The organism is Pseudomonas sp. UBA6310 (genome assembly GCF_002438225.1).
GTDB lineage: Bacteria > Pseudomonadota > Gammaproteobacteria > Pseudomonadales > Pseudomonadaceae > Pseudomonas_O > Pseudomonas_O kuykendallii.
This window is the reverse complement of sequence record NZ_DJTK01000077.1, coordinates 1-19,542: the sequence shown is the minus strand read 5'-3', so window position 1 is coordinate 19,542 and position 19,542 is coordinate 1. Positions and strand designations below refer to the sequence as shown.

13 protein-coding genes are annotated in these 19,542 nt (G+C 67.5%); 5 read left to right on the top strand and 8 right to left on the bottom strand.

Translation table 11 applies throughout. The features are described 5' to 3' along the window. Window positions 1-61: 61 nt before the first annotated feature. The 3 genes from B3E91_RS19175 to B3E91_RS19165 form a co-directional block, all read right to left on the bottom strand. Complete coding sequence (locus B3E91_RS19175; protein WP_090223795.1) at window positions 62-1,183, bottom strand: branched-chain amino acid ABC transporter substrate-binding protein; 1,122 nt, start codon at window positions 1,181-1,183, stop codon at window positions 62-64. A gap of 293 nt (window positions 1,184-1,476) precedes the next feature. Continuing rightward, window positions 1,477-2,757: an NAD(P)/FAD-dependent oxidoreductase gene (locus B3E91_RS19170; protein WP_414708304.1), complete on the bottom strand. Its 1,281-nt coding sequence runs from the start codon at window positions 2,755-2,757 to the stop codon at window positions 1,477-1,479. A gap of 73 nt (window positions 2,758-2,830) precedes the next feature. After that, window positions 2,831-4,321 (bottom strand): aldehyde dehydrogenase family protein, encoded by a 1,491-nt coding sequence (locus tag B3E91_RS19165; RefSeq protein WP_287031023.1) that lies wholly within the window; start codon window positions 4,319-4,321, stop codon window positions 2,831-2,833. 128 nt (window positions 4,322-4,449) lie between these two features. On the opposite strand from B3E91_RS19165, the gene B3E91_RS19160 reads away from it, so the two are divergent. Further along, window positions 4,450-5,337 (top strand): LysR substrate-binding domain-containing protein, encoded by an 888-nt coding sequence (locus B3E91_RS19160; RefSeq protein WP_287031022.1) that lies wholly within the window; start codon window positions 4,450-4,452, stop codon window positions 5,335-5,337. A gap of 108 nt (window positions 5,338-5,445) precedes the next feature. Here B3E91_RS19160 and azu read toward each other — a convergent pair whose 3' ends face one another. After that, window positions 5,446-5,895 carry an azurin gene (azu, locus tag B3E91_RS19155; protein ID WP_090223801.1) on the bottom strand — a complete coding sequence of 150 codons (450 nt, stop codon included), beginning with the start codon at window positions 5,893-5,895 and terminating at the stop codon, window positions 5,446-5,448. A 434-nt stretch (window positions 5,896-6,329) separates the two neighbouring features. Between azu and B3E91_RS19150 the strand changes: the two genes are divergently transcribed. From B3E91_RS19150 to B3E91_RS19135, 4 genes are all read left to right on the top strand, one after another. After that, the gene (locus tag B3E91_RS19150) at window positions 6,330-6,917 is read left to right on the top strand and encodes a TIGR00730 family Rossman fold protein (protein WP_090223803.1); all 588 of its coding nucleotides are present in this window, start codon (window positions 6,330-6,332) and stop codon (window positions 6,915-6,917) included. Window positions 6,918-6,966: 49 nt separating this feature from the next. Next, window positions 6,967-7,992, top strand: coding sequence for a DUF5924 family protein (locus B3E91_RS19145; RefSeq protein WP_287031021.1), 1,026 nt, complete (start codon window positions 6,967-6,969; stop codon window positions 7,990-7,992). 97 nt (window positions 7,993-8,089) lie between these two features. Continuing rightward, complete coding sequence (locus B3E91_RS19140) at window positions 8,090-8,599, top strand: MgtC/SapB family protein (RefSeq protein ID WP_090223806.1); 510 nt, start codon at window positions 8,090-8,092, stop codon at window positions 8,597-8,599. Window positions 8,600-8,613: 14 nt separating this feature from the next. Continuing rightward, window positions 8,614-9,930 carry a PQQ-dependent sugar dehydrogenase gene (locus B3E91_RS19135; protein ID WP_287031020.1) on the top strand — a complete coding sequence of 439 codons (1,317 nt, stop codon included), beginning with the start codon at window positions 8,614-8,616 and terminating at the stop codon, window positions 9,928-9,930. Between the two features lie 17 nt (window positions 9,931-9,947). On the opposite strand, the gene B3E91_RS19130 is transcribed toward B3E91_RS19135, so the two are convergent. The 4 genes from B3E91_RS19130 to B3E91_RS19115 all read right to left on the bottom strand — a co-directional run bounded on the left by B3E91_RS19130 (window position 9,948) and on the right by B3E91_RS19115 (window position 19,379). Further along, window positions 9,948-10,865, bottom strand: a complete 918-nt coding sequence (locus tag B3E91_RS19130; protein ID WP_287031019.1) for a transglutaminase family protein — start codon at window positions 10,863-10,865, stop codon at window positions 9,948-9,950. Next, entirely contained in the window at window positions 10,862-13,348 is a 2,487-nt protein-coding gene (locus B3E91_RS19125) for a circularly permuted type 2 ATP-grasp protein (protein ID WP_287031018.1), read from the bottom strand. Before B3E91_RS19125 ends, B3E91_RS19130 begins: the two co-directional genes overlap by 4 nt. Before the next feature lie 84 nt (window positions 13,349-13,432). Beyond that, a complete protein-coding gene (locus tag B3E91_RS19120) occupies window positions 13,433-16,735 on the bottom strand; it encodes a DUF2126 domain-containing protein (protein ID WP_287031017.1) in 3,303 nt (1,100 codons plus the stop codon). Between the two features lie 322 nt (window positions 16,736-17,057). Further along, window positions 17,058-19,379 carry a YgiQ family radical SAM protein gene (locus B3E91_RS19115; protein WP_287031016.1) on the bottom strand — a complete coding sequence of 774 codons (2,322 nt, stop codon included), beginning with the start codon at window positions 19,377-19,379 and terminating at the stop codon, window positions 17,058-17,060. Between the last annotated feature and the right edge of the window lie 163 nt (window positions 19,380-19,542).

Below are 19,542 nucleotides of genomic sequence, written 5' to 3'. Positions count from 1 at the left end.
GGCTCGACGCAAATACCCGAAGCCCCCGCGCGGGATCACCGCACGGGGGCTTCGACTGACATCAGAGTTGCTTGTACTTGCCAGCGTCGTCCCACTCGTACATCACGTAGTCGGAGACTTTCAGGTCGCCCTTGGCATCGAATTCCTTCTTGCCCATGACGGTGGAGACCGGGTTGGCTTTCAGCCAGGCCGAAGCCTTGGCGCCTTCGGTGCTCTTGGCGCCGGCGAAGGCGGCGGCGATGGTCTGGATCGAGGCGTAGGAGTACAGGGTGTAGCCTTCCGGCTCATAGCCGTTGGCGCGGAATTTCTCGATGACGGCCTTGCCATCCGGGATCTGACGCGGGTCGGCGCCGAAGGTCATCAGCACGCCCTTGGCGTATTGCGCGCCACCCGCGGTGCCGACGAATTCGTCGGTGACGATGCCGTCGCCGGAAACGAACTTGGCGGTGACGCCCTGCTCGCGCATCTGGCGGACCAGCGGACCGGCTTCGGCGTGCAGACCACCGAAGTAGACGACTTCGGCGCCGGTGGAACGGATCTTGGTGACCAGGGCGTTGAAGTCTTTCTCGCCGCGGGTCAGACCTTCGTAGAGGACTTCCTTAACGCCACGCTTGTTCAGCTCCATCTTGGTGGCGTCGGCCAGGCCCTGGCCGTAGGTGTCCTTGTCGTGGATGACCGCGACTTTCTTGGCTTTCAGGGTATCGACGATGTAGTCGCCGGCAACCACGCCCTGCTGGTCGTCACGACCGCACATGCGGAATTCGCCGGTCAGGCCGCGCTCGGTAACCTGCGGGTTGGTCGACGCCGGGGTAATCGAAATGATGCCTGCTTCGTCATAGACCTCGGAGGCCGGCATGGTCGAGGAGGAGCAGAAGTGACCGACCACGGCGACGGCCTTGTCGGAGTCGACCAGACGGTTGGCGACCGCTACGGCCTGTTTCGGCTCGCAGGCGTCGTCCGCCTTGACCAGCTTGATCTTCTCGCCGTTGATGCCACCGGCAGCGTTGATGTCGGCGACGGCTTGTTCAGCGCCACGCCACAGCTGCTCGCCGAACGCGGCGTTACCCCCGGTCATCGGACCGGCTACACCAATGACTACGTCTGCGTATGCAAAAGAGGAGAGGCTCATCGCGCTAGCAACAGCGAAAGCCAGAACACCTTTGTTGAAAGACTTGTGAGGCATGGAGTTGCTCCCTGAGGGGTTTGGATTGGCAGCTTGCAAGAGCAAGCCTTGTGCCATCCCGAGGAAACTCCGGCCGAATGGAGAGAAACAGAGGGTCTTGTCAAAAAATCAGAGGATTCGAAAAAAATTTCCACGACCCCCTATTTCAATGCGCCTTTTTCGGGCAGATATGCGACAGCCTGCCCGAAGGGCCGTTTTTACTTTCGGTAACGGCCACTTACTAGGGGTAGTTCGCCCACCGCTGGTGCACCGAAAATACCCACCCGCACCATCGCTGACCAGCCTCTTGAGGCTCAGATCACCACCCGCAGGCATTGCCCGGCGTGGTAGAGCGAAAACCCCATCTCGTACATCCCGCTGCGCAGCCGCGGCGCACTGACGGCGGGCGTGGAACGGAACGGCATCGGCAACGCGCCGGCATCCGCCGTGCACAGGTAATCGGCGAAAGCCTTGCCGACCACGCTGCCGGTGGTGACGCCACGACCGTTGTAGCCGGCCACCGCGAGCAGCCCCGGCGCAGGCTCGAAAAGGCGCATCAGGTGGTCCGGGGTGAAATCGATGCAGCCGGTCCAGGTGTATTCCCAATCGACCGCCGGCAGGTAGGGGAAGTAATGCTTCTGGATGCGCCGGGCCCAGGCGCGCAGAAACCACACCGGCTTGCGCGCGCCGTTGCCGAGACTGCCGAGCAGCAGGCGGCCGTCGGCGTCGCGGCGGATGCTGCTGAGCACCTGGCGGGTGTCCCAGGAGCCCTGTCCGCCCGGCAGGATGCGCGCGGCCTCCTCGTCCCGCAGCGGCATCGAGGCGACCTGATAGTAAAAGCCGGGAAAGAAATGCCGCCGCACCTCGCTCCATTCGCCCTCGGTGTAGGCGCTCGAAGCGATCACGACCTGCTCGGCGAGCACCGCCCCGGCATCGCTGCGCACCACCCACTGCGCGCCCTGGCGTTCCAGCCGGGCCACCGGGGAATGCTCGAACAACTCGCCGCCGAGGGTCTGCACCGCGTTCGCCAAACCAACCGTGTAGGCCATCGGGTTGAGCGTGCCAGCGCGGCGGTCGAGCAGCGCGCCGGCGATCCGCTCGGTGCCGGTGGCACTTGCGCAGGCCTGCCCGGTGAGCAGCTCGACCGGCGCGCCACGGCGCTGCCACTGCTCGCAGCGGCTGCGCAGGTTGGCCAGCCCGGCGGCGTTGTGCGCCATGTGTAGGGTGCCCTCGCGGCGCAGCTGGCAATCGATGCCGTAGCGATCGACCAGCGAGAACACCAGCGCGGGCGCCGCACCCAGCGTCTGGTTCAGTTGCTGGCCGACGGCGAGGCCGAGGCCGGCTTCGATCTCGTCCGGGGCGATCCACATGCCCGCGTTGACCAGCCCGACGTTGCGCCCCGAACCGCCATGACCCACTTCATGGGCCTCGAGGATGCACACCCGTTTGCCGCGCTCGAGCAGGTGCAGCGCCGCCGACAGCCCGGTGATGCCGGCGCCGATCACGCACACGTCGGCCTTGTGTTCCCCCGCCAGCGCCGCCGCACGCGGCCGCTTCGGGGTCAGCGCTTCCCACAGACATTCCTGGCGCAGCATGGTCATGTCCGACACTCCTTTCCTTAGGCTCCCCAGCGAGCCGATGCCCGGCAGATCCTGAAACGCCGCCTGTTCAGTCGAAGGTAATGCCCTGCGCCAGCGGCAGTTCGCGCGAGTAGTTCACCGTATTGGTCTGCCGACGCATGTAGGCGCGCCAGGCATCGGAGCCGGACTCGCGGCCGCCGCCGGTTTCCTTCTCGCCGCCGAAGGCGCCGCCGATCTCCGCGCCGCTTGGGCCGATGTTGACGTTGGCGATGCCGCAATCGCTGCCGGTCGCGGACATGAACTGCTCCGCCTCGCGCACGTCGTTGGTGAACACGCAGGAGGAGAGCCCCTGCGGCACCGAATTGTTCAGCTGCAGCGCCTGCTCGAAGTCGCTGTAGCCAATGACGTAGAGGATCGGCGCGAAGGTCTCGCCGCGCACCACGTCGCTCTGCTCGGGCATCTCGACGATGGCCGGCGACACGTAGAACGCCTCGGGGAACTGCTCGGCCAGTTGGCGCTCGCCGCCAAACACCTTGCCGCCCTCGCCGCGCGCCTGGCTCAGCGCGCCCTGCATCGCCTCGAAGGCCTGCCGGTCGATCAGCGGACCGACCAGATTGCCCTGCAGCGGATGGCCGATGCGCACCTTGGCGTAGGCTGCCTTCAGCCGGGCGACGATCTCCTCCTTCACCGATTCGTGGGCAATCAGCCGGCGCAGCGTGGTGCAGCGCTGCCCGGCGGTGCCCACGGCGCTGAACAGGATCGCCCGCACGGCCAGGTCGAGGTCGGCGCTGGGCGCGAGGATCATCGCGTTGTTGCCGCCCAGCTCGAGGATGCTGCGGGCGAAACGGGCGGCGACCCTGGGCGCCACCTCGCGCCCCATGCGCGTGCTGCCGGTCGCGCTGACCAGCGCCACGCGCGGGTCCTCGACCAGCGCTTCGCCGGCGCTGCGATCGCCGATCAGCACCTGATTGAGGTACTCCGGCGCGCCGTCGAAACCGGCGACCACCTTGTCAAACAGCGCCTCGCAGGCCAGCGCGGTGAGCGGGGTCTTCTCCGACGGCTTCCAGATCACCGGGTTGCCGCAGACCAGCGCCAGTGCGGCATTCCACGCCCACACCGCGACCGGGAAGTTGAAGGCGCTGATCACCGCGACCACGCCCAGCGGCTGCCAGCTCTCGCGCATGTGATGGCCGGGACGTTCCGAGGCGATGGTCAGGCCATACAGCTGACGCGACAGGCCGACGGCGAAGTCGCAGATGTCGATCATTTCCTGCACTTCGCCCAGCCCTTCCTGGGTGATCTTGCCGGCCTCCCAGGACACCAGTTCGCCGAGGTCGGCCTTGTGCGCCCGCAGCGCCTCGCCAAACTGCCGCACCAGCTCGCCGCGACGCGGCGCCGGCACCGAGCGCCACGCCTGGAACGCCCGCTCGGCGCGCCCGACCGCCTGCTCGACATCGGCGGCGCCCTGCAGCGCGACGCTGCCGATACGGCTGCCGTCGATGGGCGTGTGCACGGCGAGATCGCCCTGCTGGATCAGCTGCGGGGAAAGCCCCAGACGGTCGAACAATGGGCCGAGCATGCGAACTCCTGAAAATCGGTGACGAGGGATGCCTTATTAATAGCGGCTACCGGGCGTGCCAACAAACGAGCATTGTTCCAGTTATCATTCCATTCGCTCATGCAAAGACCCCTCCACCCGAGGCCGCCATGCTCAACAAACGCAACCTGCCCTCGCTCACCGCGCTGCAATGCTTCGAGGCGGCGGCGCGGCACCTGTCCTTCACCCGCGCCGCCGAGGAACTGAGCCTGACGCAGAGCGCGGTGAGCAAGCAGGTCGCCCAGCTCGAGGAGCAGATCCAGCATCTGCTGCTGCGCCGCGTGCGCCGTCGCCTGCAACTGACCCCGGCGGGCTCGCTGTACCTGGACGAGGTGCGCAAGATCCTCACCCAGATCGAAATGTCGACCCATTACCTGCGCTCCTACGGCGGCGAGACCGAGGTGCTGCGCGTTTGCGCGCCGCCGACCTTCGCCGCGCGCTGGCTGATTCCGCGACTCAAGGGCTGGCGCCTGGAATACCCGCAGATCCACCTCGACCTGCGCCAGGAGCGCGAGCCGGACGACCTGATCCAGGGCCGCAGCGACCTGGCGTTCTATTTCGGCCAGGGTGCACGGCCTGGCGCCGAATGCGTGCGTCTGTTCGACGAGGAGATGCTGCCGGTATGCGCGCCGGGGCTGCTGCCCGAACAGCCGCTGGAAGACCCGACCCGGCTCGCCGACTTCGTCCTGCTGCAGAACACCGGCCGCCCCGAAGCCTGGCACGACTGGTTCCTCGGCCAGGGCCTGCATACCGAACACAGTTATCACGGGCCGCGCTTCGACAGCTTCTACATGTGCATCCGCGCCGCCCAGGTCGGCTGCGGCGTGGCCCTGCTGCCGCGCTTCCTGGTCGCGGAGGAGCTCGCCGAAGGCAAGCTGGTGGTCGCCTGGGACCACGCGATGAGCAGCCACAACGCCTACTACCTGGCCTACGCGGAGCAGGTGGCCGAAGTGCCGAAGGTGCGCGACTTCGTGCGCTGGATGCTCGCGCGGCTCTGAACTCAGCAGGAAAAAAGGGAATGACCGCCCTCCCGGCGCCCACTCGGACGAAACGCCGGGCATGAAAAAGGCCGCTCGGAAGCGGCCTTCTTTCGATCGATGGACGACTCAGTCGACCAGGGTGACCGTGCCCTTCATCATCGCGACGTGGCCCGGGAACGAGCAGAAGAACGCGTAGTCGGTGCCGGCAGCCAGCTTGGACACATCGAAGGTCACGGAGTCGCTTTCGCCACCGCCGATCACTTTGGTGTGGGCGATGACGCGGTCGTCGCCTTCCTTGATGTAGTTCTTGTCGAGGCCGGCGGACATGCCGTCGGTTGCGACCGGCTGCTCGTTGGCGGCGGAGGTCAGCACCCAGTTGTGGCCCATCACGTTCTTCGGCAGCTTGCCGACGTGTTTCAGGTTCACCGTGAACTGCTTGCAGCTCTTGCTGATCTGAACGGCCTTGGTGTTGAAGGTCATCTGGTCGGTGGCCTCGATATCGACTTTGCATTCGGCGGCAAAGACCGGGGCGCTGGCGACGGCGAGCAGGGTTGCGATTGCGAGTTTGCGGATCATCTTGCCTCCTGGGCAGTAGGGCATTGGCAGTGAGTCATCCCGTCAAGACTGCCAGAGCAGCGGCTTCTTACACAGCACCTGCGGCGCCGTGTCGCAAAGACGCCGTGCCGCAGCATGACGTCGAGGCCGGCGATGGTCCTGGCTTCGTGGGCCGGGATATCGCTGACACCGCGCACCCGGAATCCGCATGTCGGACTATCGGGTTGATACAGATTCTCAACGAGTGGGGCATACCCTGACCTTATAGGATGAGACCGTCAACGCCACTTTAGGAGAGTAATGATGTATCTCAACGAATTACTGCGCGCGGTACTGGCGGCCTATGCCTGTGGTGCCAGCGGCATCAGCCCCGACACCGAACGACTCGTCTGAAAGCATGGCCGCGCCCCGCGCGGGCCGTTACTCTGTGTGCCTGAATGACCACGGAGTAGATGATGTCGTTGCGTTCCGTTTGCGTGTTCTGCGGTGCCAGCACGGGCCGGGATCCTGTTTACCGCGAGGCCGCCGAGCGCCTCGGCGAAGAGATCGCCCGACGCGGCATGACGCTGGTGTACGGCGGTGGCGCGGTGGGCCTGATGGGTATCGTCGCCGACGCCACGCTCAGGGCCGGCGGCGAAGTCATCGGCATCATTCCGCAAAGCCTGCGTGACGCGGAGATCGGCCATCCCGGCCTCACCCGCCTGGAAGTGGTCGACGGCATGCACGCGCGCAAGGCGCGCATGGCCGAACTCTCCGACGCCTTCATCGCCCTGCCGGGCGGGCTCGGCACCCTGGAGGAACTCTTCGAGGTGTGGACCTGGGGCCAGCTCGGCTATCACGCCAAACCCCTCGGCCTGTTCGAGGTGATGGGGTTCTACGGCAAGCTCGGCGCATTTCTCGATCACCTGATGAACGAAGGCTTCGTCCGTCCGCCGCATCGCGAGATGCTGCAGCTGAGCGACTCCGCCTCCGGCCTGCTCGATCTGCTGGACGCCTGGCGGCCCACCGTGGTGCCCAAGTGGGAAGACCGCGAGCCGCGCTGACGGCCTACGCCCGTACCTGAACGCCCCCATTCACGGCTCCGAGAACCGCATGTCCGTCTGGAAAACCCGAATCGCGCGCCTGGTCGGCCTGGTCACCGAACTGTTGCGACGCTACCCGCGTGCAATCGCGGTGTTCGGCTTCGTCTCCGGCCTGGCCAGCTTCCTGCTGGTCGACCGACAAGCCAGCCTGGCCAAGCTGATCGCCGTGACCATGCTGGTCAGCTGGCTCTGGCTGGTGCTCGAAAGCACGCTGCGCCGCTGCACCGCGCGCTGGTTCGGCTTCGACCTGCCGCCGCCGCTGCTGCGCTATGCGACGCAGATGATCCACCAGGAGAGCCTGTTCTTCGTCCTGCCGTTCTTCTTCATCACCACGACCTGGAACAGCGGCCAGGCGCTGTTCACCGGCCTGCTCGGCGCCGCGGCGCTGGCCTCGATCACCGACCCGCTGTACTACAAGGGGCTGGCCGCGCGGCGCTGGGTATTCATGTCGTTCCACAGCCTGACGCTGTTCGCCGTGCTGCTCACCGCGCTGCCGATCATCCTTCACCTGAGCACGCCGCAGGCCTACGTCTGGTCGCTCGGGGTGGCCGCGGTGCTGTCGTTCCCGAGCCTGATCGGCAGCCTCAAGCTGGCCGGCTGGCGGCGTTGGCTGATCTCGCTGGCGCTGATGCTGGTGCTCGGCGCGGTGGGCTGGCAAGCGCGGCTGTGGGTGCCGCCGTCGACCCTCTGGCTGGGCGAAGTGGCGGTCACCGAGCAGTTCGACGACCTTTCCCGCAAGCCCGGCGTCAGCGTGGAAAGCATCAGCGCCGCGCAGCTCAAAAGCCAGGGTCTCTACGCCTTCACCCGGATCAACGCGCCGCGCGGACTGAAGGAGCGCATCTATCACGTCTGGCAGCACGACGGACAGATCGTCGACCGCATCGCCCTCGACATCCACGGCGGCGGCAAGGAAGGCTACCGCTCGTGGACGCACAAGCAGAACTTCCCCGACGACGTGGTCGGCGACTGGCAGGTGCAGGTCGTCACCGAGGCCGGGCAGATGATCGGCGTGCTGCGTTTCGAGGTCACGCCCTAGGCCCTGCCCGCGCGTTCGATGCGCGGATAAAACCCTCGCAGCGCGGCGAGGTCAAAACTGCCGAGGCGCGACGGGCGCATGACGGCGGGAGCGGTGCATGGAGTGGTGGCAGATCATCAGCGCGACGGTCGCCGAAGAGTTTTCCGACCTGCCGGACCTTGCCGAAACCACGCGCCTGGTGCTGCGCCTGGGCCTCGCCGCCCTGCTCGGCGGTGCGCTGGGCTATGAGCGCGCCGCCAAGGGCAAGGCCGCCGGCGTGCGAACGCACATGCTGGTGTCGCTCGGCGCCGCGCTGTTCGTGCTCGCCCCGCACATGTCCGGGGCCGAGCAGGATGCCCTGAGTCGGGTCATCCAGGGCATCGCCGCGGGCGTCGGCTTCCTCGGCGCGGGCACCATCATCAAGGGCAACAGCGTCCACGAAGTGCACGGCCTGACCACCGCAGCCGGCATCTGGCTGACCGCCGCCATCGGCATCGCCGTGGGTATGGGCCGCGAAGCCACGGCGGTGCTCAGCACCCTGCTCGCCCTGGTCATCTTCTTCGTCATTCCCAAGGTTTCACCGAACGACTCGGACGACGAGACCCACCCACGAGAACGACTCCCCTGAACCCCGGAGATGCGATGAACCGCCTACCCACCCTGCCGCTCACCCTTGCCCTCTGCGTCGCGCTGGTCGGCTGCGAGAAGGCCACGCTGCCGATCGCCGACAGCTACGGCCCGCAGCCCAAGCTGCCCGAGCCCGCCTCGAGCCTGCTGCCGACGGTGAACATGGCCAAGGCCCGCGGCTGGGCCGAGGGGCAGACGCCGGTCGCCGCCCAGGGCTTGCAGGTGCAGGCCTTCGCCAAGGGCCTGGAGCACCCGCGCACGCTGCTGGTGCTGCCCAACGGCGACATCCTGGTCACCGAAACCGACGCACCGCCAAAACCGGACGACGACAACGGGGTGAAGGCCTGGCTGACCAAGAAGGGCATGCAGCGCGCCGGCTCCGGGCTGGGCAGCGCCAACCGCATCAGCCTGCTGCGCGATGCCGACGGCGACGGCGTCGCCGAGGTCAAAAGCGCCTACATCGAAGGCCTCAACTCGCCGTTCGGCATGGCGCTGGTCGGCGACAGCCTGTACGTCGCCAACACCGACGCGGTGCTGCGCTTCCCCTACCGCGAGGGGGCCCTGCACATCGACGAAGCAGGGAAAAAGATCGTCGACCTGCCGGCCGGCCCCATCAACCACCACTGGACCAAGGACCTGGTCGCCAGCCGCGATGGCGCGCTGCTCTACGTCAGCGTCGGCTCCAACAGCAACGTCGCGGAGAACGGTATCGACGCCGAACGCGACCGTGCCGGCATCCTCGAGGTCGACCCGGCTCGCGGCACGTCGCGGCTGTTCGCCGCCGGGCTGCGCAACCCGAACGGCCTGGCCTGGCAACCGGAAAGCGGCGAGCTGTGGGTGGCGGTGAACGAGCGCGACGAGATCGGCAGCGACCTGGTGCCCGACTACATGACTTCGGTGAAGAGCGGCGGCTTCTACGGCTGGCCCTACAGCTATTACGGCCAGCACGTCGACAGCCGTGTCCAGCCCCCGCGCCCCGACCTGGTGGCCAAGGCCATCGTCCCCGACTACGCGCTGGGCGCCCACACCGCCTCGCTGGGCCTGACCTTCTATCAGGGCGACCTGCTCAAGCGCTACAGCGGTGGCGCCTTCGTCGGCCAGCACGGTTCCTGGAACCGCGAGCCACGCAGTGGCTACAAGGTGGTCTACGTGCCCTTCGCCAACGGTCGCCCGGCCGGCCCACCGGAAGACGTGCTGAGCGGATTCCTCAGTGACGACGGCGAAGCCCTCGGCCGCCCGGTGGGCGTGGCGACGGACAAGCGGGGCGCGCTGCTGGTGGCCGACGACGTCGGCGATACGGTGTGGCGGGTGACGCCACAGACGCCGCAGTGAGGCGACGCTCCCGGGCGCTACTCGCGCTCGGGAGCCACGGCCACCTCGCCGGCCGGGGTGACGGTAACCTGCACGTCGGGGTCGTGGCTGCCGCCACCGAGGATCACCCCGCGCAGCGGCGACACGTCGGAGAAGTCACGCCCCCAGGCCAGGGTGATGTGCTCCAGGCCCGGCTGCACGTTGTTGGTCGGGTCGAAATCCACCCAGCCCTGTCGCGGGCAGTGCACCGACACCCAGGCATGCGAGGCATCGGCGCCGATCAGCCGTGGCTGGCCGGGCGGCGGTTGGGTCAGCAGGTAACCGCTGACATAGCGCGCCGCCAGGCCGCGCGAGCGCAGGCAGGCGATCATCAGGTGGGCGAAGTCCTGGCAGACCCCGCGGCGCTTCTCCAGCACCTCAAGCAGCGGCGTCGCCACCTGGGTGGCGGTGGCATCGAAGGTGAACTCGCGGAAGATCTTCTGCATCAGCGCCTGGACGCCCTGCAGCAGCGGGCGGCCGGGGGTGAAACAGTCCTCGGCGTAATCGACAAAGGAATACTTGAGGCGAACCGCCGGCGACTCGAAGCGGAAGCGGCTGGCTTCCAGCACCTCGGCCGACAGCGGCGCGCCGCTGTAGGAGAGCGCGGCGCTGGCGTCCTCCCAGGGCGGCGACTGCAGGGGATCGAGCAGCGGCCGGGCGAGAATCTCCACGTCCAGGCGCGCCTCGACGCGCAGCGCCTCGTGGGGCCGCTCGAAGGCCAGGCGGGTCAGCGGGTTGCCGAAGATGTCCAGCTCGTCGCGGCGCTGCGTCGGCGCCGGCTCGACGTTCAGTTCGCGGACGATGCAGCGCTGCCAGGCGCAGTCGCGCGGCCACAGGTGCGCCAGCTGTTTGGCCAGCGACACCGCGGTGGCGTATTGGTAATGGGTGTCGTGGATGACCTGGTAGCGCGCACTCATGAGGACACCGTCTGCTGGCTGGCGTCGACGTGGGCGAAGAAGCGCAACGCCAGGCGATCCGAAAGCTGCCCGGCGGCCTCGCCGACCGCGCGCAGCAACTGGCTCAGGCCGTTGAGCACGGCGCGCTTGCCGGCCTCACCGAACAGCGCGTTTTCCAGGGTGCCGAGGTCGACCAGGCGCAGTCGGTCGGTGAGCAGCGCCAGGGTCAGCTCGTTCTGGCTGCCGAACTGCTCGCCGAGGTGGTCCAGCGCCTTCTCCAGTTCGAGCAGCTGGAACAGCGCCGCGTGCGGGTTCTGCTCGTCCAGCAGCAGCAGGTCGAGCACCGGGATCAGCTGCGGCGCGGCCTGGTAGCGCGAGCGGTAGGTGATGGTGCTGTTGCCCAGCTCGAGGAGCCACTCCAGCGCCGCCTGGTCCTGCACGGCCTCGCCGTCGAGGAACCCGGCGATGGCTTCGGCGAGGAACTGCAGGCGTTCGATGCGCCGGCCGATCATCAGGAAACGCCAGCCGTCGTCGCGGGTCATGTCGTCGAGGGCGAAGCCGGACAGCGCCGACAGCGACATCAGCAGGCGGTTGAGGAAGTCCAGCAGCTCGCCGAGATCGGCCTCCTCGCGCTCCAGGGTCTGCGCCTCGCGCTGGATTTCCATCAGCGCCAACCAGTTCTCCCGCGACAGCCGCCCGCGCACCTGCGACGCGGTCCAGTTCAGCCGCTGCAGGTTGGCGCGCAGGCTGTAGATCCAGTCCTCGCCGAGCAGGGCGACGAACAGCCGTTCTTCCAGCGTGTCCTCCTCCTCGTCCGGCAGCACGCCGAGGTCCTCCGCCAGTTGCAGCGCGGTCGCCAGCGCCATGGGCTCGTCGTCGTCACCGACATAGCGCGACAGCACCACGCGCAGCAGGCGGGTCAGGTCGTCGCAGCGCTCGGCGTAACGGCCGAACCAGAACAGGTTCTCGACGATCCGCGAGGGCAGGTGCGGGTCGCGGCGGACCACGTCGTGCACGCCCAGCGGACGCGGGCGTGGCGCCTCGCCCAGCGCGGCGTGGCCGGCCAGCACCCAGGTATCCTTGCTGCCACCGCCGCTCTGCATGGCCACCACCTGGGCGCCGGATTCGGCGGAAACGCGGGTCAGCCCGCCCGGCATCACCCGGTAGCCGTCGGCGCTGGCGACCGCGTAGACGCGCATGCCGATCGCCCGCGACTGCATATGCTCGTCCTGCCAGACCGGCGCCTGCGACAGCTGTGCGACCTCCTGCGCCACGTAGGCGTAGGGCCGCGCGCGGATGCGCCGGGTCAGGTTGGCCAGCCCGGCGGCGTCGAGGTCGTGACCGAACTGCGGGACGAAGCTCTGCGAGGGGAAGGCCGGCATCACCAGCAGGTCGGCGAGTTTCTCCAGCGCCTGCTCCAGCACCGGCGCCTCGCCGCACCACCAAGTGGCGATGGACGGTAGCAGCAGTTCCTCGCCGAACAGCTTCTCCTGGATCTTCGGCAGGAAGCCGAGCAGCCCGGGCGACTCCAGCACACCGCTGCCCAGTGCGTTGGCCACCAGCACGCGGCCCTGGCGCACCGCTTCGAGCAGGCCGGGCACGCCGAGCGCGGAGTCGGTCCGCAGTTCCAGCGGGTCGCAGAAGTCGTCGTCCAGGCGCCGCAACACGGCGTGCACGCGCTGCAGGCCGCCCAGGGTCTTCAGGTACAGGGTGGCGTTGCGCACCGTCAGGTCGCTGCCCTCCACCAGCGGAAAGCCCAGGTGGCGCGCCAGGTAGAGGTGCTCGAAATAGGTTTCGTTGAAACGGCCCGGGGTCAGCAGCACCACCATCGGCGTTTCGTTGTCCTCGCGCGGCGCCTGCTGGACCAGCGTTTCACGCAGGGTACGAAAGTAGCTGCTCAGGTGCTGCACGCGCAGTTCGCGGAACAGGTCCGGGAAGGTGCGCGAGATGATCTGCCGGTTCTCCAGCGCGTAGCCGGCGCCGGAGGGCGTCTGCGTGCGGTCGGCGATCACCCACCAGCGCCCGTCCGGCGCGCGGCGCAGGTCCACGGCATAGCTGTGCAGGTAGGTGCCGCCCGGCGGACGGATGCCCTGGCACGGCCACAGGAAGTTGTTGTGGCCGAACACCAGCTCGGTCGGCAGCAGGCCGTCGGCGAGCAGTTGCTGGGGGCCGTAGATGTCGGCGAGCACGCTGTCGAGCAGGCGCGCGCGCTGGGCGACGCCGGCGGCGATGCCCTGCCACTCCTCGGCGCTGATCAGGTTCGGCAGCAGGTCCAGCGCCCAGGGCCGATCGGTGCCCTTGGGGTCGGCATAGACGTTGTAGGTGACGCCGTTCTCGAGAATCTGCCGATCGAGCAGTGCCTGGCGCTGTTCCAGCTGCGCCGGGCTGCTGCGCTCGAGGTGCTGGTAGAGCTTGTCCCAGTGCGGGCGAACCCGGCCGCTCGCATCGAGCATTTCGTGATAAGCCCGCGGGGTGGGCGGGCAATCGGCAAGCAAGTCGGGCATCAGTGGCTCGATAGACAGTTAATCAGGGCCGATCATGGCCGCGCTCGAATCCCGCAGGCTGAACCTGCGCGGCGCGGCTCTGGTTCACACGCGGCGCAGGTCCAGGGTCATCGGCAACTCGTCCGAGACAACCGGGCGCGGCGGCGCCAGCTTGCCTGGGGTGTGGCCGAAGCGGAAGAAACGCGCCAGGCGCCGGCTCTCGGCTTCATTGGAATTGACCGGCAGGGTCTCGTAATTGCGCCCGCCAGGATGGGCGACATGATACTGGCAACCGCCCAGCGAGCGCTGCATCCAGGTATCGAAGAGGTCGAAAACCAGCGGCGCGTGCACCGGGATGTTCGGCTGCAGGCTGTTCGCCGGCTGCCAGGCGCGATAGCGCACGCCGCCGACGAACTCGCCGACCTTGCCGGTGGCGCGCAACGGCACGCTGGCGCCGTTGCAGGTGAGAATGTAGCGGTCCGGCGCCAGGCCGCTGAGCTTGACCTGCATGCGCTCCAGCGACGAATCCACGTAGCGCACCGTGCCGCCCACCGCGCCCTCTTCGCCCAGCACGTGCCAGGGTTCGAGCGCCTGGCGCAGCTCCAGGTCGATGCCCTGCACCACGTAGTCGCCGTAGCGCGGGAAGCGGAACTCGAAGTGCGCGGCGAACCATTCGCTGCGCAGCGGATAGCCCGCCTGGTTGAGCTCGGCGATCACGTCGGCGAAATCCTGCTCGACGAAATGCGGCAGCAGGAAACGGTCGTGCAGCTCGGTGCCCCAGCGCGCCAGGCGCAGGGGCGCATAGGGTTCGTTCCAGAATCGCGCCACCAGCGCACGCAGCAGCAACTGCTGGGTCAGGCTCATGCGCGCATGCGGCGGCATTTCGAAGGCGCGCAGCTCGAGCAGGCCGAGGCGCCCGGTGGCACCGTCCGGCGAGTACAGCTTGTCGATGCAGAATTCGGCGCGGTGGGTGTTGCCGGTGACATCCACCAGCAGGTTGCGCAGCAGGCGGTCGACCAGCCACGGCGGGCATTCCGCGCCCGGCTCGGGCATCTGCGCGAAGGCGATTTCCAGCTCGTACAGCGAGTCGTTGCGCGCCTCGTCGACACGCGGCGCCTGCGACGTCGGGCCGATGAACAGCCCGGAGAACAGGTACGACAGCGACGGGTGGTTGTGCCAGTAGCTGATCAGGCTGCGCAGCAGGTCCGGACGCCGGAGGAACGGCGAATCCGCCGGGGTCGCGCCGCCGAGGACGAAGTGGTTGCCGCCGCCGGTGCCGGTGTGGCGACCGTCGACCATGAATTTCTCGCTGGTCAGGCGCGTCTGCCGCGCCGCCTCGTAGAGGAACTCGGTGCGTTCGGCCAGCTCTTCCCAGCTCGCCGAGGGCTGGATGTTCACCTCGATCACGCCCGGATCGGGGGTGACGCGGAAGTTGGTCAGGCGCGGATCGCTGGGCGGCTCGTAGCCTTCCATGAGGATCGGGCAGCGCAGCTCGCGGGCGGTGGTCTCGATCGCCGCGACCAGTTCGAGGTAATCCTCGAGACGCTCCAGCGGCGGCATGAACAGGTACAGGCGGCCGTCACGCGGCTCGGCGCACAGCGCGGTGCGGACGATCCGGTGGGCGGACTCGTTGAGCTTCGGCGGCGGCGTCGGGTCCTCGGCCTTGGCGGCCTTCTGCGGAAACAGCGGCGTCTTCACCCGACCCTGGATTTCCAGGCGCGGTGGCAGGTCGGCGAAGAACTGGTTGGGATCGCGCGGCCGCACGAAGGGGTAGTCGGCCTCGCGCACCCACGGCTGCGAGTCCAGCGGCAGGCGGTAGCCCATCGCCGAGTCGCCGGGAATCAGCCGGCAGTGTTCGTCGCGCAGGAACCAGGACCCGCTGACCCACTCCTCGCCTTTCTCGCTGCGCGCCAGCGGCAGGACGTGCCCGACCACTTCGCCGACGCCGCGGCAGAACACCTTGCGCAGGCGTTCGCGCTCCTGGGCATCGGCCAGGCGCGAGTCTTCCGGCGTGACGTTGAGCGGCAGCTTGCGCTCGCGCCAGAGGTAGTAGAGCCAATCCTCGAAGGCCGGGAAGGCATGCTCGCCGGACAGCCCGAGGTGTCCGGCCAGGGTAGAGAGGAAACGCGCGGCGAGGCGCGCATCGGCGCCGTAGTAACGGGTTTCGTCGGCGTAGAGCGCCGGGTCCTGCCAGATCGGCTCGCCGTCGCGGCGCCAGAAGCAGTTCAGCGACCAGCGCGGCAGTTGTTCGCCCGGGTACCACTTGCCCTGGCCGAAGTGCACCAGCGCATTCGGCGCGTAGTGCTCGCGCAGGCGATGGAACAGTTCGGCCGCCAGTCGGCGCTTGTTAGGGCCGAGCGCCGCGGTGTTCCACTCGGCATCGTCGGGGTAGTCGAGGGCGACGAAGGTCGGCTCGCCGCCCATGGTCAGACGCACGTCATCGCGCTTGAGATCGGCGTCGATCTTTCGCCCAAGGCGGTCGATGGCCTGCCACTGCTCGTCGCTGTAGGGCTTGGTGACGCGCGGCGCTTCCCAGATGCGCTCGATGCGCATGTCGTGGCTGAACTCGACCTCGGACTTCTCCACCGCGCCGCTGATCGGCGCCGCGGACGACGGGTCGGGGCTGCAGGCCAGCGGAATGTGTCCTTCGCCGGCGAACAGGCCGCTGGTGGCATCCAGGCCGATCCAGCCGGCGCCCGGCAGGTAGACCTCGCACCAGGCGTGCAGATCGGTGAAGTCGACGTCGGTGCCGCTCGGGCCGTCGAGGGATTTCACGTCGGCGGTGAGCTGGATCAGATAACCCGAGACGAAGCGCGCGGCCAGGCCCAGGTGACGCAACAGCTGCACCAGCAGCCAGGCCGAGTCGCGGCAGGAACCAGAGGCGCTGACCAGGGTTTCCTCGGGCGTCTGCACGCCCGGCTCCATGCGGATCAGGTAGCGGATGTCCTTCGACAGCCGCTGGTTGAGCGCTACCAGGAAATCCACGCTGGGCGTCGCGGTGCGGTCGATGCCGGCGAGATAGGCCTCGAACTTCGGCGTCAGCGGCAGTTGCACCAGGTAGGGCGCCAGCTCGCGCTTCTCCTCGCCGGTGTAGGCGAAGGGAATCTTCTCGGCGTAGGGCTCGAGAAAGAAATCGAAGGGGTTGAACACCGCCATCTCGGCGACCAGGTCGACCTCGACCTTGAATTCGCGGGTTTTCTCGGGGAACACCAGGCGCGCCAGGTAGTTGCCCTGGGGGTCCTGCTGCCAGTTGATGAAATGGGTTTCCGGCAGGACTTTGAGCGAGTAGGAGAGGATGCGTGTACGGCTGTGGGGCGCCGGGCGCAGCCGCACGATCTGCGCGCCTAGCTCGACCAGGCGGTCGTAGCGATAGTGGGTTACGTGGTGCAACGCGACATGGATCGACACGACGAGCCTCCTGCGGGCCTGGGCGATGACTTGCGACGCGCAAGACCCATGCCAGCCAATCGGGCCCGTGCAGGGAGCGGTCTACGCCCGCCGGCACCATGAGGGAGCACGGGCCGCCGGCGCTTGCGCGACACGGTCAAGGATGGGGCATCGACCGCCCTGCGGCAAGCTGACCCGGCGGAGGAGGTGGTTGCTGCAGGGAAAACAGGCGCGGGACATCTCGGTAGAGCGGGGATACACCGTGGACCGCTGCGGGAAGGATTCACCAAGAGGTAGATCCCGGAACAAGCGCCACGCGGCGCTCACCGGGACTCAACACCCGTCAGCGCGGTGCCACCGGGCGCACCGGCTTCTTGCCCTTGCCCCGCGGCGGCGCACCGCTGGCGCGATCCGCCTGGCGCCGCGCCTGGGCGGCCGCCTTGGCCTCCTCGCGCTTGTCCCACGGCTTGCTGCCGTCGCTGCCGCGCGGCGGCAGGCCGGTGTGCTGGGTGAGGATCTTCTGTTCCTTGGCGACCTTGTGGCTGCCGGCCGGCGTCGAGTTCTTGCGCCGGGCGCTCTGGTAGCCCTCGGTCGCCGGCTGGTGCAGGGGAATCAGCTGGTGCTTGCCCGGCCCGATCAGATCGGCGCGGCCCATGCGGGTCAGCGCTTCGCGCAGCATCGGCCAGCCCTTAGGGTCGTGGTAGCGCAGGAAGGCCTTGTGCAGACGGCGCTGCTCCTCGCTCTTGACGATGGTGACCCCCTCGCTCTTGTAGGTCACCTTGCGCAGCGGGTTCTTGCCCGAGTGGTACATCGCGGTGGCCGATGCCATCGGCGACGGATAGAACGCCTGCACCTGGTCGGCACGGAAGCCGTTACCCTTGAGCCACAGGGCCAGGTTCATCATGTCTTCGTCGGTGGTGCCCGGGTGCGCGGCGATGAAGTAGGGGATCAGGTACTGCTCCTTGCCCGCCTCCTTGGAGTACTTCTCGAACATGCGCTTGAAGCGGTCGTAGCTGCCGATGCCCGGCTTCATCATCTGATTCAGCGGACCTTCCTCGGTGTGCTCCGGGGCGATCTTCAGGTAGCCACCGACGTGGTGGGTGACCAGCTCTTTCACGTACTCCGGCGACTCAACCGCCAGGTCGTAACGCAGGCCGGAAGCGATCAGGATCTTCTTCACGCCGGGCAACGCGCGGGCGCTGCGGTACAGCTGGATCAGCGAGGAATGGTCGGTGTTCAGGTTCGGGCAGATGCCGGGGAACACGCAGGACGGCTTGCGGCACGCGGATTCGATCTCCGGGCTCTTGCAGGCGATGCGGTACATGTTCGCGGTCGGTCCGCCGAGGTCGGAAATCACCCCGGTGAAGCCCGGCACCTTGTCGCGGATCTCCTCGATCTCGCGAATGATCGACTCCTCGGAACGGTTCTGGATGATCCGGCCTTCGTGCTCGGTGATCGAGCAGAAGGTGCAGCCGCCGAAGCAGCCCCGCATGATGTTCACCGAGAAACGGATCATCTCGTAGGCCGGGATCTTCTCCTTGCCGTACGCCGGGTGCGGGACGCGCTGGTAGGGCATGCCGAACACGTAGTCCATTTCCTCGGTGCTCATTGGAATGGGCGGCGGGTTGAACCAGACGTCGACCTCGCCATGCTTCTGCACCAGCGCGCGGGCGTTGCCCGGGTTGGTTTCCAGGTGCAGCACGCGGTTGGCGTGGGCGTAGAGCACGGCGTCGCTGCGCACCTTCTCAAAGGACGGCAGGCGAATCACCGTCTTGTCGCGGGTCAGCTTCGGGCTCGGCAGCAGCTGCACGACCCTGGCTTCGTTGGGGTCCTCGAGCGCACCTAAGCCGGCCGCACCTAAGCCGGCCGCACCTTTCTCCTGCTCGATGGCGCAGGCGGCGGTGTCCTGGGTGTTGACGTACGGGTTGATGATCTTGTCGATCTTGCCCGGACGGTCGATGCGCGTGGAATCGATCTCGTACCAGCCGGCGGGCGTGTCGCGGCGGACGAAGGCGGTGCCGCGGATGTCGGTGATGTCCTCGATCTTCTGCCCGAACGACAGGCGCTGGGCGATCTCCACCACGGCGCGCTCGGCGTTGCCGTAGAGCAGGATATCGGCGCAGGCGTCGATCAGGATCGAATGACGAACGCGGTCCTGCCAGTAGTCGTAATGCGCGATGCGGCGCAGCGATGCCTCGATGCCGCCAAGCACGATCGGCACGTGCTTGTAGGCCTCCTTGCAGCGCTGGCTGTAGACCAGGCTGGCGCGGTCCGGACGCTTGCCGGCCAGGCCGCCCGGCGTGTAGGCGTCGTCGGAGCGGATTTTCTTGTCGGCGGTGTAGCGGTTGATCATCGAATCCATGTTGCCGGCGGCGACGCCGAAGAACAGGTTCGGCTCGCCGAGCTTCATGAAATCGTTCTTCGACTGCCAGTCCGGCTGCGCGATGATGCCGACGCGGAAACCTTGCGATTCCAGCAGGCGTCCGATGATGGCCATGCCGAAGGACGGGTGATCGACATAGGCATCGCCGGTGACGATGATGATGTCGCAACTGTCCCAGCCGAGCTGATCCATTTCCTGGCGACTCATCGGTAGGAAAGGCGCAGGGCCGAAACACTCGGCCCAGTACTTGGGATAGTCGAACAACGGCTTGGCGGCTTGCATCGTCAGGGGACCGGCTGAATTTCACGGCCGCGGAATATAGCACAAAAAATGAACAAGTCCGACCGTGCAGCAGGGTCTTTCCCGACCGGACGCCTGCCATCGGACGATGGGCTGTGCTTATATTCAGCCGACAGGGACGCACCAGACGTCCAATCCACCAGGG